Raw genomic sequence first — 15,699 nt, forward strand, 5'->3', positions numbered from 1 at the left:
ATGTCTTGCAAGGTAATAATGTGGTGCAAATTCACGTAGATTTCCTGAATGATGATCGGCGTGCAGCGGCCGTCGTCGCGCCGGCGATGACGCCATTGACGAGGCATCGCGGGCCTGCGGCCTGTTGACGGCGCGGCAGCGCCTGGTGTCGAGCGGCATGCGACGCCCGGCCTGGGTTCCCGAGACCGCAACGGCCCGCGACTGCCCGCGGTGGTTGGCATGGCCACGGCAATGGCATCGCCATGGAGAGAATCCGGGGCCAGGGTCGCCCGCATGGGTGATGGCGCCGTACGCGGCGCCCGGCGCCGCATCGACTCGGGGACCTTGATGAATGCCAGGCCACGACTGACGGCGCAAAACCATATTGTAACCCAGCAATGAAGATTCGTACAAATATACATGTATATTATACAACGAATAATCGACGTTTCCGCACCCGTGCATGCCCGGTCGCGCCGGAACACCGCTCCAGCCATTCACGGCACGAACGACAAGAATGCAGCGCTTTTAAACGAAAGAACTGACTACTTCGCCTACGACACCGCTGGCATTCGGCGCCAAGCGGCCCGGTCATGCGGAGCAGATCGGGCCAGGGGGAGCGCCACCGCTGCGCCGGCGCACTGTTGACGCAACTCAAACATCGATGAGGCTTCTACCCTATCGTTGACATCTTCGACCCGGCGCATGATCGTGGCGAAAAGGCCTGGCCGGGGCAAACCGGAGCCACCGGGGTCCGCAGGCTGTCGTAGCCCGCCTCATTCGCATCGTCCGATCATGGTTGCGACCCAAGCCACGCCGGTCCGGCAGGGCCTCTCGAGCGCCGAGGCCGAGCGCAGGCTCGCCGCCAGCGGTCCCAACACGCTGCCGGATCAGGCGCGGCGCGGCTGGCCCGCCATCCTGGCGGACACTGCGCGCGAGCCGATGTTCCTGTTGCTGATCGGCGCTGCGCTGCTCTACCTCGCCTTGGGCGAGCCGCGCGAAAGCGTCTTCCTGCTGGCAATGGTGGTGGCGATGCTCGGCATGACGCTCTACCAGGAGGGCCGCACCGAACGCGCCTTGCAGTCCCTGCGCGACCTGAGCGCCCCGCTCGCCAACGTCGTGCGCGACGGCCGCCATCTGCGCATACCGGCCGCCGCCCTGGTTCCGGGCGACCTGATCGTCCTGGCTGCAGGCGACCGTGTGCCGGCCGACGCCGAGCTGCTCGAAGCGACCGGCATCATGGTCGACGAATCCCTGCTGACCGGCGAATCGGCCCCCGTCTTCAAGCGCGCCCGGAGCAGCGACGACGCGCCGCCCGTTCCCGGCGAGGAACGGGACTCGCGGGTGTTCGCCGGCACGCTGGTCGTCCAGGGCGACGGCCTGGCCGAAGTGCGCGCCACCGGCGCATCGAGCGAATTGGGCCGGATCGGAAGCGCACTCGCGCATATCGATCCGCCGGCCAGCAGCCTGCAACGCGAGACCCGCATCCTGGTGCACCGGCTGGCATTGCTGGGGCTGGCCGTCAGCGTGCTGCTCGTGCTGCTGCTGGGCATGCGCGATTGCGACTGGCTGCAGGCGCTGCTCGCCGGCGTGGCCCTGTCGATGTCGATGCTCCCCGAAGAGTTCCCCGTCATCCTGACCATCTTTCCCGCCCTCGGAGCCTGGCGGCTCGCGCGGCGCCAGGTGCTGACCAGGCGCCTGGCCGCCATCGAGATCCTCGGGACGACCACGGTCCTGTGCGTCGACAAGACCGGTACGCTGACCGAGAACCGGATGGACCTGCGCCTGCTGTGGCATGACGGCGCCGCCTTCGAGGTCGATGCCGGCGTCCCGCCGCCCGCCCATCGCGCGCTGTTGTGGCAGGCGGTGCTGGCCAGCCGCGCACCCACGACGGATCCGCTGGAACAGGCGCTCCAGCGTGTCGCCGCGCGCCTGCCCGAGGCCGGGCCGGCCGTGCTCGGCCAATGGGTTCCGGAACGCGAATACGGCTTGAGCGACACCCGCGCGGCCACCATCCACATCCGCCGTGGCGCCGAGGGCGCGCAGGCGTTCGCCAAAGGCGCGCCCGAGACGATCGCCGCGCTGTGCCGCAACGGCGGCGCCACCGACGCCCTGCGCGCCGCCGCCGCACTGGCCTCGGAAGGGCTGCGCGTGCTGGCCGTGGCCGCCACCGGACGCATCGACCCGCCCTGGCCCGACGACCCGGGGGAGCTCCACTTCCGGCTGGCCGGCCTGCTTGCCTTCAGCGACCCCTTGCGCGCGGATATTCCCGCGGCAGTCGCCCAGTGCCGCTCGGCCGGGGTGCGGGTGCTGATGGTGACCGGAGACCACCCCGCCACCGCCCAGGCGATCGCACGCCAGGCGGGCCTGTCCGCCGGCGCCACGCTCACCGGGAGCGAGATCGCTCGTCTCGCTGCGGGCGAACTCGCTTCCCGGCTCGAGGGCGTCGGCGTCTGCGCGCGGACCAGCCCGCGGCAAAAGCTGGCCATCGTACGCGCGCTCCAGCAAGGCGGCGCGGTCGTCACGATGACCGGCGCCGGCGTCAACGACGCGCCCGCGCTGCGCGCCGCCGACGTCGGCGTGGCCATGGGAAAGCGCGGCACGGACGTCGCGCGCGAGGCCGCCGGACTCACGCTGCTGGACGACCGCTTTTCCTCGCTGGTGCAAGCGCTGCATGCGGGCCGCCGCATCGACGACAATATGCGCAAGTCGATGCGCTACGTCAGCGCGGTCCACGTGCCGATCGCCATGCTGGCGCTGCTGCCGCCGCTGGCCGGCTGGCCCATCCTGTTGCACCCGATGCACATCGCGTTCATGGAACTCGTGATCAGTCCGGCTTGCTCGCTCGCCTTCGAAAGCGAGCCGGAAGACCCGGACCTGATGCGCCGTCCGCCCCGGCCCCGCAACGAGCCGCTGCTGGGGCGCAAGGCGTTCATGTCGGCGCTGGCCAGCGGCCTGTGGGCGGCGGCCTTGCTGGCGGGCGCTTACGGCCTGGCGCTCGCCGTGCTGAGCGAGCCGCAGGCGCGTTCCGTGGCGTTTTGCGGCCTGACCCTGTGCAACCTCGCCCTCCTGCTGCTGTACCGCCATCCGCCTGGGTCGCGCGGCGCCGCGCTGCCCGGGAACCGCCTCCTGCTGGCGGTCATCCTGACGACGCTGTGCATGCTCGCGCTGGCCCTGTATTTCCCGCCGCTGGGCAGCCTGTTCCGAATGGCCCCCGCACCGGCGGCGTGGATGGGATTCGCCGTGCTGCTGCCCGTCATCATGGCGGTGGGCGTCCAGCTGGCGCGCCGCGCCCCCTGGAAAGCACCGGCGCGAGTTTGATGCATGTCAGTTTCGACACCCCGGCAACCGGTATTGGTGATGTTTGTGACGGCGCCGGCGCGGGTCGACGTGCCGGCACCAAGGGCAACGGACGCGATCGGCGGGCGCTTCGATGGCATACAAGACGATTCTGGTCCACGCGGCGCCGGAGGCCGAGGCGCAGGGCCGCATCCGGCTGGCGGCCCGGCTGGCGCACGCCATGGACGCGCACCTGATCGGCAGCGCGCCGACCGGCATCTCGCGCTACACCCCGGATGCGACGCGCGCCTTGCTGGCCGCGCCGTGCGCGGCGCTGCGCGCGGCCGCGCAGCAGGCGCTGGCGCGCTTTAACCGGCTGGCGCGCGAAGAGCGCGTGGCCTCGGTCGAGACGCGCCTGGCCGACGACGAGGCCGGGGCGGCGCTGGTCCTCGACGCCCGCTACTGCGATCTGGTCGTGGTCGGGCCGGCCGGCCATGACGCCACGCCCTTGCGTCCGCCCGACCTGGCGCAGCACCTCGCGCTCGCCGGCGGCCGCCCGGTCCTCGTGGTGCCCACCGGGGGCAACGCCGCGCTGCCGGGGGGCGGCGCGCTGGTGGCCTGGAACGGCAGCACCGAAGCGACCCGCGCGGTGGACGGCGCCCTGCCCCTGTTGCGCCTGGCGCGTCACGCGACCGTGCTGCGGCTCATGGACGGCGACGACGCCGGCGACGAGTCGGCCCCCCGCCTGGCCGCATTCCTGCGGCGCCACGGGGTCGTCACCCGGACCGCGCTGCGCCCGGCGGCGCCCGATCCCGGCGCCGCCCTGCTCGACACGGCGGCGCAGGAGGGCGCCGACCTGCTGGTGATGGGCGCCTATGGCCGTGCGCGCTGGCGCGAAACCCTGTTCCATGGCGCCAGCGCGCTCGTCCTGCGCCATGCCGCCTGCCCCATCCTGCTGGCCCACTAGGAAACGATCGATCATGTACAAGACCATTCTCGTCCATGCGGACCTCTCGTCCCACGCCCCCGCCCGGATGCGCTGGGCCGCCACCCTGGCCCATGCGCATGGCGCCCACCTGGTCGGCGCCGCGATGCTGGGCGTGTCGCGCACCATTCTCCCCCATGGCTGCCACTGGCAGCCCGGTTCGATCGAGGCCAGCTACTTCGAGCCGCTGGCCGACAACGCCAGAACCGCGCTGTCGCACTTCAGCGCCATCGCCGGCGAGGCGGCGGTGTCGTGCGAGTCGCGGCTGGTGTGCGACCTGGCCGAAGACGGCCTGGCGCGTCAGGCGCGCAGCGCCGACCTGGTCGTCATCAGCCAGGACGACCCGGACGAGTCGGTCCCGGGCACGGGCACCCGGCTGCCCGAATACGTCATTCTCAACAGCGCCCGTCCGGTGCTGATCGTGCCGCGCACGGATCCGGCGCCGCCGCCGGCCCCGGCGCTCGCGCCCAGGATCCTGGTCGGGTGGAACGGCAGCAAGGAAGCGTCCGGGGCGCTGGCGGCGGCCCTGCCGCTACTGCAGCGCGCGCTCGCGGTGATGGTGGTCGGGCTCACCCTGCCGCACCGCAGCGGGGGTGAACCGCAGTTCGCGTCCGACCAGTCCGAACTGTCCGGCTTCCTGCATCGGCACGGCGTTCCCGCCCACTTCTGCACGCGCGAACAGCGCCACGGCAGCGGCCGCGACCTGCTCGCCCTCGCGCAAGAGCTGGACTGTGGACTGCTGGTCATGGGCTGCTTCGGCCACAGCCGCTTCCACGAGCTGTGCGTCGGCGGCGCCACCCGCACCATCCTGGCCGAGGCCACGCTGCCGGTGCTGCTGGCCCACTAGCGCGACCGCAAGGGCTGCCCATCATCGACCGCTTGCGGCGGCAACCGGGCGCGCGCCGCCGTCGAGGCCGCCGGGGCCACCGGGACCGCCGGGGCCGCGACCGGCTTCGTCCATCCCACCGGCTTCGGCCATCCAGGCGCCACTTCCCCGCCTCTCGCGGGCACCACGCCGACGACAGCGCTTGACGTCGCCATCAGGCTCGCCACGGGTAGCGCCGATCGCGCCGCGAAGGGCGCCGGTGGCGAGCCGTCTCTCCGTGCCATCGTGCAGGAGGCAGGCAGGTCGTCTCACGTTCACATCCCCATCTGCTGTGCCTGGTATTCGCGACATGGCTGCGCACTTCGGGAGCGAGGCGCCTTGCCAGCCCGCGTTTCGTCGGACACCGGCACCGCGACGGGCGTTGCGCTCGCGCCGCCCGGGCGACGCCCGCTTACTGGATGGTGATCTGCTTGCGCGTCGTACCCTGCTTCTTGGGCAAGGTCAGGTACAGGACACCGTCCTCGTACTTCGCGGCGGTCTTGGCGTCGTCGACCTCCTGCGGCAGGCTGAAGCTGCGGAACAGCGCGCCACTGTAGCGCTCGCTGTATACCGCTTCGCCGGTGCTCTGCTGCTGTTCGCCCTGGAGCGTCGCGCTGATCGAGACCACGTTGCCGTCGACCGAGACCCGGATGTCTTCTTTCTTGACGCCCGGGATGTCGGCCTTGACCAGGTAGTCCTGGTCGGTCTCGGTCACGTCGACCCGGATCCGGCGGTCGGTATCGAGGCCGCGCAACGCCGATGCGAGCGGAAAATCGCGCATGATGTCTTCCAGGCCGCGAAACGGGTCCATGCGCATCAGTTCGCGCATCGGATCGTAGCGTGTCAGATTGTTTGCCATGATGTCCTCTCGGAAGTTGATGATGAAAAGAGGGGCGATCCCACGAAGCGCGATCATGCCGGCCGCGCCCGGAGGGTCCCTGAATGGTGCCCGGATGGTGACGACCGCCCTGACCACGGCGGCAGACTGCCCTGCCCTGGACCATCGTAGGATGCGAGGCCACCATCTCTATGAGTTGAATCAAAGTGCGCCGCTTGCATCCGCGGGCTGTCCGGGTTACGGCGTCGCCGCGGGTGCGCGCCGCGGAACTTATCGGCCATGCCGGCCATCGAACCAGCGTGGCCGCCATGCCGACCGTCGCCGTCCGCGTCGCCATTCGCGTCGCCATTCGCGTCGCCATCCAATGCTGCGGCCCGTACCGACGACACGATGAGCAAACCCGATTCCGCCTGGCGAGTCCGGGTCTCGCGTGCCTGCCGCGCAGCGGCGTCCCGGCTGCAGGGTCCGCCGCCGGGTCCGACGCCGGACAGCGCGCTGCAGCGCACACCCGCCGACGGCACGGGTTTCGACGTCCAGCTCGACCGCCACATCGCCCGCTGGCTTCCAGTGCTCGGCCCGCTGCTCGGCGCCTTCGTGATCCTGTTCAGTGCCTGGGATGCCTGGATCGACCCGGCTCACGCCCGCGCATCGCTGACCTGGCGCCTGATCCTCGTGACGGCCGGCATCCCGGCCTACGCCGATACACGGCTGGCGGTGCGCACCCGCTGCCTGCTCCTGTACGTCACCCACGTCGGCGCGATGACGGCCGCGGCCGGCCTGCTCGACCATGGCATGCTGCTGGCCCTGCCGGCCCTGACCGGCGCCCCGCTCGTCCTCGCCCTGATCGAGCCGCGCCCGCGCCGCTGGCTGGCGTGCACGCTGGCCCCGGCCCTGCTGTTTCTGGCGCTGGCGGCGCGCGCACTGCCGCCCGCGGACTTCCTCAACGGCGCCCTGTTGTACGCGCTGGCATGGCTGCTGGCGGGCGCGGTCGCGGCGATCCACCTGCGGCTCTGGCGCCGCACCTACCTGGCCGAGCAGGCCCTGCTGCGCGCGAGCCGCTACGACAGCCTGAGCGGCGCGCTGTCGCGCGGCTACCTGACCGAACTGGCGGCGCGCGACATCGCGCTGGCCCGGCGCCACGGGCGGCCACTGGCGATCGCGATGCTCGACATCGATTTCTTCAAGCACGTCAACGATACCCATGGCCACGACATCGGCGACCGTGTCCTGGCCGCCATGGCGCAGACCTGCACCGCCGGCATGCGCGCCAGCGATTATTTCGGCCGCATCGGCGGCGAGGAGTTCGTGTGCGTGATGCCGGAGGCCTCGACCGCCGACGCGCTGGCGTGCGCCGAACGCATGCGCACCGACATCGCCGCGCTCGCGGTGCCGACCGACGCCGGACCGCTGCACATCACGGTCAGCCTGGGCGTGGCCGTGCTCGACCGCCACCATGACAGCTGGGAGTCGCTGCTGCGCGCCGCCGACGCCGCGCTGTACCGCGCCAAGGAGACCGGCCGCAACCGCTCCGTGCTCGCGCCCACGCCGCGCCCGGGCGGCTGATCGGCGCCACGCGGCCGCCCGCTGGGCGGCCGGCTCAGGGCGGGCGCGATACCGGCAGGCCCGCTGCGAACAGGTCGCGCTCGCGCCCGACGATCTCCTCCACCAGGCGCTCCTCGACGCCAACGGCTTCCAGCACGAAGGCCGACAGCTGCAGGCTGGCTTCGAGCGTCTCGGGCACGACCACGCTGGCGCCGGCCAGGCGCAGCGCACGCGCATGCGCTTCGTCGCGCGCGCGGACGAACAGGCGCGCGTGCGGCAGGGCGCGCCGGATGCCGCGCACGGCCAGCAGCGCCGCCGCCGGCTGGTCCATCGTCAGCACGATCGCCGGCGCCGCGCCCGCGTGCAGTTTGCGCAGCAGGTCGGCGCGGGCGGCGTTGCCGAACCACACCGGCAGCCCGTCGGCGCGCAGGCGCGCCACCAGCGCCGCATCGGCCTCGACGGCCACGTACGGGATGCCCTGCGCCGCCAGCAATTTGCCCCAGTTGCTGACCGACGCGGCCGAAGCCGGCGATGACGACCCGGGATGGCGCCGCCGGCCACGGGGCGCCGCCGCCCTCGGCCAGGCCGCGCCCGGCGCGCTCGCCGCGCTCTCCCAGCAGGCGGCCGAGCCGCGCCAGCATCGGCGTGACGAACAGCGACAGGCCGACCACCAGCGTGGCCGATGCGCCCGTCGCCGGCGCGAGCACGCCCGCGCCGATGGCGTAGGCGATCACGACGAAGGCGAACTCGCCGCCCTGCCCGAGCAGCAGGCCGCCCTCGGCCGCACGGCCCCACGGCAGCGCGCCGGCGCGCAGCACCAGGGCCGCGACGGCGCTCTTGACCAGCACCAGGGCGGCGACGGCGCCGGCCACCGCCCACGGCGCCGCGAGCGCCAGGCGCAGGTCGATGGTCATGCCCACCGTCATGAAGAACAGGCCCATAAGCAAGCCCCTGAACGGTTCCACCATCCATTCGACTTCGTGCCTGAATTCGGTTTCGGCCAGCAGCAGGCCGGCGACCAGGGCGCCCAGCGCCATCGACATCCCGGCCGCGGCCGCCAGGGCGGCGAGACCGAAGGTCGTGAGCAGGATGAGCGCCATGAAGGTGTCCGGCTGGTAGGTGCGCGCGAGGACGCGAAACAGCGGATGCACGATCTTGCGGCCCGCCAGCCAGATCACGGCCAGCCCCAGCGCCGCCTTGGCGATGGCGCCGGCTGCCTGCATGGCGAGCCCGGCGCCGTCCGCGCCGGCGCCGGGCGCCAGCGCTCCGGTCAGGATCAGCAGCGGCGCCACGGCCAGGTCCTGCAGCATCAGGATGGCGAACACGGCCTGGCCGAGCGCGGTGCCGGTCATGTGTTGCTGGCGCAGGAGCTGCATGACGACGGCGGTGGACGACAGCGCGAGCGTGAGGCCCAGGATCGCCGCGGCGGGGCCGGGCAGGCCGCAGGCGAACAGCGCGGCGCCGAGCGCGCACGCCGTGAGCGCGACCTGGGCGCTGCCGGCGCCGAACACCCAGCGCCGCATCGACCACAGGCGGCCCGCCGTGAGTTCGAGCCCGACCGAGAACATCAGGAACAGCACGCCAATCTCGGCCAGCAGGGACACGCCCGGCCCGGCAGGAAACGCGAGCGCGGCCAGCCAGGGCGGCGCGCCGGCCAGCGGCCCGGCGGTGAACGGCCCGAGCAGGACGCCGACCGCGAGGAAGCCGAGCACCTGGTTGACGCGCAGGCGCTGCAGGGTCGGCACGAGGACGCCCGCCAGGATCAGGAACAGCAATATCTCGCGCAGAAAAGGAAAAGCGGGGGCGTCGTGCACGGGCGCTCCTTCGACGGACGGCAAGGCGGCTGGCGTCTTCGATTCTAAGCGATACGGCAGCGGCCAGGGACGCTTGACGGCGCCGGCGCGCCTCGACGAAATGCATGGCCGGCGCCAGCAGCATCGGCTCGCGCAGCAGCGCGGGCATGCCCTCGCGCGGGGTGTTCGCGCGCTGGACGACGAGTGACATACACCTGAACCTCGATACCCGCCACCGCCCCACCGGCAAACCGTTATCGATCCATCTGATGCAGCGCAAACTTTATGATCATGCACGGCGCATGCTGGCAAGAGGCTCCTCCCCGCGCAGCGGGCCGACGGGGCCTTGCCGGCGTTCGCGACGTCGCCTGTGCGCGTTGCCGGCCCGTCACGACATTCACAACCGGTCAGGAGCGCAAAGTGTATAAAACCATTCTTGTTGACGTCGACGGCAGCCCCCAGCAGGAAAGCCGGGTGCGCGCCGCCGCCGTCGTCGCCCAAGCGCAGGGTTCCCATCTCATCGGCTGCAATTCGACGGGGATCACGTGGCTCGACCTGTCCTTGTCCGCAGGATCGATGAACGCCCCTTCGCCTCTGGTCGATTTCGAGGCGCTGCGCGCACGGGGCGCCAGGCTTCTGGAGGAGTTCGCCCTGCAAGCGGAGCAGCTGGGCGTCGCATCGGTGGAAACACGGCTGGAGGACGATCTTCCCGACATCAGCCTGGCGTTGCAGGCGCGGTATGCGGACCTGGTCGTGCTGAGCCAGGACCCCGACGCCGCCTCGGACCACTGGCCGAGACGGCGCAATCTGCCGGAACAGCTGGCCGTCCACTGTCCCCGTCCGATTCTCGTGGTGCCGCCGGGATACCATTCGGCCCCGATCGCCAAGACCATCGTTGCAGGTTGGGATGGGCGCATCCAGGCGATGCGCGCCCTGGCCGCCGCCCTGCCCCTCCTCTCCACGGCCGAGAACGTCAAGCTGGCGCTGATCAATCCCGACCAACTGTCGGCGCTGCATGGAGAGGAAGCCGGCGCCGACATGGCGCTCTACCTGGCACGCCACGCCGTCGAGGCCGAAGTGGTGCTCGAGCGGACGGCCGCGGCGCCAGCCGAGGCGTTGATGACGCTCGCCGGGCAGAACGGCGCCGGACTGATCGTGGCTGGCGCGTATGGCCACAGCCGGTATCGGGAATGGGTGCTGGGCGGGACGACCCGCGCGTTGCTGAGCCAGGCGCAGATTCCGCTCTTGCTCGCCCACTAGCCCACGCCGCCCCCACCGGCTCACCGTACGCCGTGCAGCACCTTGGCTTGCTCGCCCTGCGCACGCTGCTCTTCACGCGCCCGGTCGAGGTCGCGGTCGATGAAATAAGTCAGCATGGTCCGGATCCCGGCAATGGCCGCGAGCCGGCCCAGCTCGTCCCAGCCGGGCGCGATCGTCGTGGCGGCGATGTCGGCGCCGAGCTGGAAGGTCAGGGCGGCCACCAGCCAGCGTGCGAATTCAATGAAGATGGCACGCAAGCGGTCACCGGGCAGGCTCTTGTGCACGAGCGCCAGCGCCATGCCCGCCAGGGCTCTGAGCGCACCGGCGGCGATCATCAACAGCGCGATCGCCCCCAGCGCCAGCTCCAGATTGCGCGCCAGCGTGTACAGGGCGGCTTCCATCATGGCTCTCCCATTCATGCGCACCGGGGCGCCACGCAGGGTCACTGCGGCGCCAGGCGATGGCGTTTATACCAGCCCTGGTAAGGCAAGCCGACCAGCATGCCGACGATAAGGAACATCAGGATCGCGGCGCTGATCTCGGGTTCCGTGAAATTGGCGTGCGCGATCACCAGCGCCATCCCGGGATGGCGCATCGTGCAGGCGACCGCGAGCGCCTGCTGGTCGTGCGGCTCCGAGCGGCGACCGATGACGTGGCCGGCCAGCAAGGCGCCGATGAGCACCACGATCATGGCCACCAGCGTGCCATTGCCGACCAGCTGCCACATCGTCGGCAGCACCCTGAACAAAAGCGGCAGCAGCGTGACCACCAGCATGACGTTGGCAAGCCGCGTGACGAACGGCGCCGCGCGGCGCGCGCCGTCCGGCACGAAATGACGGATCACCATGCCCAGGGCCAGCGGCGCGATCACGGACGCGAGGATGACCCGCAAGACCTGCCACGGACTGATGGACACTTCCTCTCCGAAGACCCGCGCGAGGATCGCCACGGTGATGGGCACCAGCGCGACCGCCAGCAACGATACCGCGACCAGCAAGCCATAGACGTAGCGCCGCCGGCCGCCGGACTTGACCTCCTTGCCGGGCATGAGCGGCGGCAGCGGCGACACCGCCATCAGCAGGATCGCGATCTTCACGGGACGCTCGAGCGGCATGGCCGCCACCACCAGCGCGGCGAATGCGGGCACGGCGACCGCGAACGCCAGCAGCGAGCGCGCCAGCAGCCTGGCCTGCCTGAGCACGAAGGCGGCTTCGCGCATCGTCGCATCCAGCCCGACGGCGAGCACCAGCAGCATCAGGCTGCCCTGGAGCGCCGGCAGCCAGATCTCTTTCAACACTTCCATGGGCAAGCCTTATCCAGGGATGGCGATCGCGCGTGAGGCCGGCCAGCGCGATTCGTACGGCAAGCTTTGCTGGCGCATGGCTGCGGCGGCGGTCAATGGTTGGCGGACGAACCTGCTTCCTGCAGCGCCCGCAGCACCTCGTCGAGGTTGAACGCCGCCGGCTTTTGACGAGGCGGGAACTGCTTGAAAGCCTCAATCTGATCCGCGACCATCCCCTGCATCGCGTAGATGGCGTAGCCATGCTGGATATACCAGTCCCAATAGGTGTTCGAACTCTGGTCGGCGCGCTCGAACGGGTCGCGCCGCAGATTGAACAGCTTGGGGGCGCGCAATTTCACCGGCGGCTCGAGCCAGCACATCAACTGCTTGGCACGCTGCTCGAGCAGCACGACCTTCCAGTCGCCCATGCGCACCGCCATGATGTCGCCGTCGTCGCTGACGTAGAAGAAGCCGTTGCGCGGGGATGTCTGCGTCTCGCCACTCAGGTAGGACAGCATGTTGTGGCCGTCGAGGTGCACCTTGAAGTGCTTGTCGCCGGCCTGGTAGCCGCCCAGCAACCGCTCCCTGACATCCGGCTGGCCGGCGGCGGCCAGCAGCGTCGGGAACCAGTCCTGGTGCGAGACGATGCCGTTCAGCACGGTGCCGGGCTTGAACCTGCCGGGCCAGCGCGCGAAGGCCGGCACGCGCCAGGCGCCTTCCCAGTTGGTGTTCTTTTCGTCGCGGAACGGTGTAATGCCGCCGTCCGGCCAGGCGTTGAAGTGCGGACCGTTATCGGTGGAATACAGCACGATGGTGTCGTCGGCGATACCCAGTTCATCCAGCTTGTCCAGCATGCGCCCGATGTTCTCGTCGTGCGCCACCATCACATCGTTGTAGAAGCCTTGGCCGCTCTTGCCCTTGTGCTTTTCCGCGCGATGGGTGCGGAAGTGCATCGCGGTCGTGTTGTACCACACGAAAAACGGCTTCTGGGCCTTGGTGGCCCGGTCGATGAAGTCCAGCGCCTTGCCGGTGACCTCCTCATCGATGGTTTCCATGCGCTGCCGGGTCAACGGGCCGGTATCCTCGACTTTCTGCCCGCTCGCGCCGTTTGCCCAACTGTGCAGCACGCCGCGCGGGCCGTAGCGCTTCTTGAAGGCAGGATCGGTCGGGTAGTCTTCGTCCTCCGGCTCTTCTTCCGCGTTGAGGTGATACAAGTTGCCGAAGAACTCATCGAAGCCATGCATGGTCGGCAAGAATTCGTCCTTGTCGCCAAGGTGATTCTTGCCGAACTGACCGGTGGTGTAGCCAAGCGGCTTGAGCAGTTCGGCGATGGTCGGATCTTCCTTCTGCAAGCCGACAGTGGCGCCCGGCATACCGACTTTGGTCAATCCGGTGCGGATCGGGTTTTGTCCGGTGATGAACGCCGCGCGTCCGGCCGTGCAGCTTTGCTGGCCGTAGTAATCCGTGAAGGCCACGCCCTCGTTCGCCACCCGGTCGATGTTCGGTGTACGGTAGCCCATCTGCCCCCGGTTGTTGTAGCTGATATTCCACCAGCCGATGTCGTCTCCCCACAGCACCAGGATGTTTGGTTTGTTCGTTGCCATGAAATTCTCCAATCTGGGCGACGCAGGCGAACCTCGCCACGCCCGAATCTCAAGAAGAAAACAAAATGCCGGCCCGGCGTCGCCGGGACGTCACACCTGAAGACAGGATGATTTGCCGACGGCGCATGCGCAATGGGACCAACGACTAATCCTATTGGTGCGCGAGCTACATCTTCCGCCAGCCAACCGCCAACTACGTCAAGAGCCAGGACCTGGTGACTCCCGTGCCGCAGGCCAGCGGCGGTGCGTCGCTGCGGTTATTTCTTCTGATGCGGCGAACGGGGAAACGGGGACCGCGCCGAGTCGCGGCTCCTCTTCGCCGCCTTTGGAGCGGGATCGGACCTGTCATTCAGAATGACACCCCGGTCAGCGAACGCCGTAGACCAGTGCGCCAGGTCGTATCGGCAGCGGTATGCCAGAGCTCGCTCGGAAACCAACAGGACGACGTCGACTCGTCGTGGACGAGCGTCCGGTGACTGCAGCATCGAATTACCGTACGTGAGGCTGGCACGGTCGGCGCGATCCCTGGAGATCAGGCTCTCTACGCGATAAGCGTACACAACTTGCAACAACGTTAAAAAATTGAATCGTGCGCATAACAAGATTCTTCTCTTATCTTAGTATGTGTACTTAACATTTTTTTAATAGCCAAGGAAATATTGTAATGACCACTGTCCCGATCCGACTCCTGTCCTCCCTGGTCCTGATGGCCGCTTCGTTCTCGGCCTCAGCCGGGCCGACCGTGGTCAGGGCGCTTGAAGTCAAAGGCGTATTCAACGAAAAAATTGGTCCTGCGCCGCAATGTGCATCCACCCTCGGCGGCAAGCTCGCCGGCCACGGTGAGACGGCCGAAGGCACGCCAGTCGCATTTATCGGCGGAGACTGCTTTGCCCAGTCCGGCACGACATTCACCTTCAGCAATGGCAAGTTCATCCTGCTGTATCCAAACGGCGACCAGATTTTCGCCAACTACAGCGGTCAGTTCCTCCCCACCGGCGAAGGCACTGCCTACGTCATGAACGGCGGCACCTTCACCATCACCGGCGGCTCCGGCACCTTTGCTCGTGCGACCGGCGGCGGCTACCTGAGCGGAACCGAAGACTTGTCCAATGGCGCCGGTACGATTGCGTTATCGGGTCGTGTTTCTTACAAGCGGAAGTGATCGCTGAAAACAGCATCAGGCTGCGCTGAAGCTGCGGCATGGAGGACTCAGTGAAAAGAGCGGCATATATGCCGCTCTTTTTACGTGCCGCTCGTTTTCTTAACGGTTGTGAATCGCCACGAATTTGCCAAGCATTTACGAGGCTCACGATCACAGATTGAGGATGCCAAAGCAAATCGCCGGCAAAGGCCGGCGATAGGTATATTGCTGATTCGGATCGATGCCCGATGTTGGACATGAAATAATCTGGAGGCGAGGACGGGAGTCGAACCCGTCTAGACGGCTTTGCAGGCCGTATCTCATCAATAAAATCAGGGAGTTGCATTGGAACCTCCTCTTAAGCCTACTGTGCGATGCAGCGTGCGAATTCCAGGTGCTGTGTAAGATGCAGGAGCATCGTACAGATTTGCTGGCCTGGATGCCGCACCGATGCCCCCACTCGTCAACAGTGTGTCCACATATTTCGGTCTCACGATCGAACGTGCTCAATACGTGCCTCAGAAAAGCATCAGCCATGGAGAGCAACAGAACAAGGAACGATGCAGAGGTGCTTATTCGCGTGCGCACCACAGCTCTCGGGTGCCCTCATGTCTACGTGTTTAGTATCGTGCGATCATATTCCTCGCCGTAGCTGGCCTTTGTTTCGTGCAAAGGCTATGCTGGGCGACTTGATTGCTGGGTTCAGCAGTCCCGGCATTCAATCGCACCAGGAGCAGTTGGCAGCATGAGTTCACGCATTCACCCGCAGGCCCGTACCACACCGAAGATCCGCCAGGAGATCAAGGATTCCGGCCTGTCTTCCAGAGAAGCCGCCAAGGTTTTCAACATCACGCGAGCCACTGCACAGAAGTGGCTGGGACGCGACGATGTACAGGATCGCTCGCACCGCGCTCACACACTGCATACGACCTTGAGCCAGGCCCAGGAAGCCATTGTGAATCGCCACGACTATCGTAGACACTCCTGAGCCATAATATCGGGCACAAGGAGAAGATATGAGCGGTAAGCGGTACACTGGCCTTCCCCCATCGTCACGGACACTTCCGTTAGGCGCATTTTAGATTTTCAAACTGTACCGGGCTGATGTAGCCGATAGTGGAATGACGCCGG

General features: G+C 68.2%; 11 protein-coding genes and 2 pseudogenes. 7 read left to right on the top strand and 6 right to left on the bottom strand.

The annotated features are described in order from the left end of the window. Positions 1–774: 774 nt before the first annotated feature. From ABIB38_RS06555 to ABIB38_RS06565, 3 genes are all read left to right on the top strand, one after another. Positions 775–3,300, top strand: coding sequence for a cation-translocating P-type ATPase (locus tag ABIB38_RS06555; protein WP_429202801.1), 2,526 nt, complete (start codon positions 775–777; stop codon positions 3,298–3,300). 112 nt (positions 3,301–3,412) lie between these two features. After that, the gene (locus ABIB38_RS06560) at positions 3,413–4,225 is read left to right on the top strand and encodes a universal stress protein (protein ID WP_429202803.1); all 813 of its coding nucleotides are present in this window, start codon (positions 3,413–3,415) and stop codon (positions 4,223–4,225) included. Between the two features lie 13 nt (positions 4,226–4,238). Further along, positions 4,239–5,090, top strand: coding sequence for a universal stress protein (locus tag ABIB38_RS06565; protein WP_429202805.1), 852 nt, complete (start codon positions 4,239–4,241; stop codon positions 5,088–5,090). A 430-nt stretch (positions 5,091–5,520) separates the two neighbouring features. Here ABIB38_RS06565 and ABIB38_RS06570 read toward each other — a convergent pair whose 3' ends face one another. Next, the gene (locus ABIB38_RS06570; protein ID WP_429202807.1) at positions 5,521–5,967 is read right to left on the bottom strand and encodes an Hsp20/alpha crystallin family protein; all 447 of its coding nucleotides are present in this window, start codon (positions 5,965–5,967) and stop codon (positions 5,521–5,523) included. Positions 5,968–6,336: 369 nt separating this feature from the next. Between ABIB38_RS06570 and ABIB38_RS06575 the strand changes: the two genes are divergently transcribed. After that, the gene (locus tag ABIB38_RS06575; protein WP_429202809.1) at positions 6,337–7,509 is read left to right on the top strand and encodes a GGDEF domain-containing protein; all 1,173 of its coding nucleotides are present in this window, start codon (positions 6,337–6,339) and stop codon (positions 7,507–7,509) included. 34 nt (positions 7,510–7,543) lie between these two features. On the opposite strand, the gene ABIB38_RS06580 is transcribed toward ABIB38_RS06575, so the two are convergent. Beyond that, positions 7,544–7,981 (bottom strand): NAD-binding protein, encoded by a 438-nt coding sequence (locus ABIB38_RS06580; protein WP_429202811.1) that lies wholly within the window; start codon positions 7,979–7,981, stop codon positions 7,544–7,546. 202 nt (positions 7,982–8,183) lie between these two features. Further along, positions 8,184–9,797 (bottom strand): annotated as a pseudogene (locus tag ABIB38_RS06585) (cation:proton antiporter); the annotation flags it as partial. Between ABIB38_RS06585 and ABIB38_RS06590 the strand changes: the two are divergent. Continuing rightward, a complete protein-coding gene (locus ABIB38_RS06590; RefSeq protein ID WP_429202813.1) occupies positions 9,702–10,541 on the top strand; it encodes a universal stress protein in 840 nt (279 codons plus the stop codon). The pseudogene ABIB38_RS06585 and the gene ABIB38_RS06590 sit on opposite strands and share 96 nt — an antisense overlap. Before the next feature lie 20 nt (positions 10,542–10,561). Here the strand turns inward: ABIB38_RS06590 and ABIB38_RS06595 are convergent, their stop codons facing one another. The 3 genes from ABIB38_RS06595 to ABIB38_RS06605 form a co-directional block, all read right to left on the bottom strand. Further along, a complete protein-coding gene (locus tag ABIB38_RS06595) occupies positions 10,562–10,945 on the bottom strand; it encodes a DUF1622 domain-containing protein (RefSeq protein WP_429202815.1) in 384 nt (127 codons plus the stop codon). A 38-nt stretch (positions 10,946–10,983) separates the two neighbouring features. Further along, complete coding sequence (locus ABIB38_RS06600; protein ID WP_429202817.1) at positions 10,984–11,844, bottom strand: bile acid:sodium symporter family protein; 861 nt, start codon at positions 11,842–11,844, stop codon at positions 10,984–10,986. A gap of 92 nt (positions 11,845–11,936) precedes the next feature. Then, positions 11,937–13,427, bottom strand: coding sequence for an arylsulfatase (locus ABIB38_RS06605; RefSeq protein ID WP_429202819.1), 1,491 nt, complete (start codon positions 13,425–13,427; stop codon positions 11,937–11,939). Positions 13,428–14,091: 664 nt separating this feature from the next. Here ABIB38_RS06605 and ABIB38_RS06610 point away from each other — a divergent pair. Both ABIB38_RS06610 and ABIB38_RS06615 read left to right on the top strand, forming a co-directional pair. Continuing rightward, entirely contained in the window at positions 14,092–14,589 is a 498-nt protein-coding gene (locus tag ABIB38_RS06610) for a hypothetical protein (RefSeq protein WP_429202821.1), read from the top strand. 724 nt (positions 14,590–15,313) lie between these two features. After that, positions 15,314–15,526: pseudogene (locus tag ABIB38_RS06615) on the top strand (IS481 family transposase); the annotation flags it as partial. Between the last annotated feature and the right edge of the window lie 173 nt (positions 15,527–15,699).

The sequence above is a fragment of the Massilia sp. UYP11 genome, from assembly GCF_050434805.1.
Classification (GTDB): Bacteria; Pseudomonadota; Gammaproteobacteria; order Burkholderiales; family Burkholderiaceae_D; genus Telluria.